The organism is Pseudomonas sp. KCJK9058 (assembly GCF_046230975.1).
GTDB classification, from domain to species: domain Bacteria; phylum Pseudomonadota; class Gammaproteobacteria; order Pseudomonadales; family Pseudomonadaceae; genus Aquipseudomonas; species Aquipseudomonas alloputida.
The window spans coordinates 1-892 of the sequence record NZ_JBJJLR010000115.1 but is presented as its reverse complement, the minus strand read 5'-3'; the positions used below and the strand labels follow the sequence as shown (position 1 = coordinate 892).

The 892-nt window shown below is 55.9% G+C and carries 1 pseudogene; it reads left to right on the top strand.

Annotated elements, in window-relative coordinates:
• Positions 1-892, top strand: a pseudogene (locus tag ACK59Z_RS25830) (hypothetical protein); the annotation flags it as partial.

Genomic DNA, 892 nt, shown 5'->3' with positions numbered 1-892 from the left:
TGAGGCCAATGCCGAGAAAGCGCTGGGGTTATTGGCGGCGCGCTATCGCATCACCGAGCAGGCCGTTACGGAAAATCCCTTTAGCCAGGAGGTGCAGCGGTATTTGAAGAGCGGCATGGCGCAGGTTGAAGAGATGAAAGCGTTGCGCATTTCGGGTAGCCGCACGGTGTCCATCGAGCTGACCACCACTGCGCGCGTGAAACCCAACTTCCTTGGGTTGCTCACCTCCGGCGGTGGTGGCGGCTTAAACGCGGGGATGCTGTGGTTCAACATCTTATCGCTCAAGACGGCCTACAACAGCCTGCAGAAGAGCGATGCACCGGAATACACCCTGGGGTTCGCTTCATCTGTTTTCGGGTTGATTGGTGCAGCGGCGGCAACGTTGGTCAGCGTACGGGCAACGCAAAAGGCCGTCATGCTGAGATTAAGTGCCACAGCGCCGGGCATGGCCTTCGGCAATGGGGTTATCAAGTTTTTGAGTAGCAATCTGTTTGCGCGTTTAGCCGGATACCCGGCGATTGCATTTGCTCTGATCTCAGATTGGTCAAAGGGATTGCGCCAATTCGATAACGGTAACTCTACGGCTGGCAGATACACAATTGCTGGTGGATTAACCATGGCCATTGGCTCTGCTGTCACTCTTGAAGCAGGACTTGCCATTGCGGGCGCTACAACGCTAGTACCCTTTGCCGGATGGGCCGCCGCTGCCCTTGTCCTCGTAGGCGTAGCAATCATCGCGGGAGGCCTCTACCTACACGCCAAGGCACATGAACGCCTTCACAGCCCAATAGAACTGTGGGCAGCACGTAGCATATTCGGCAATCGCATCAATGATGGAGAGTCGCACGCCGACATCAACTTGGACTTTGACAAGAAACTGCCTGCTTTCACC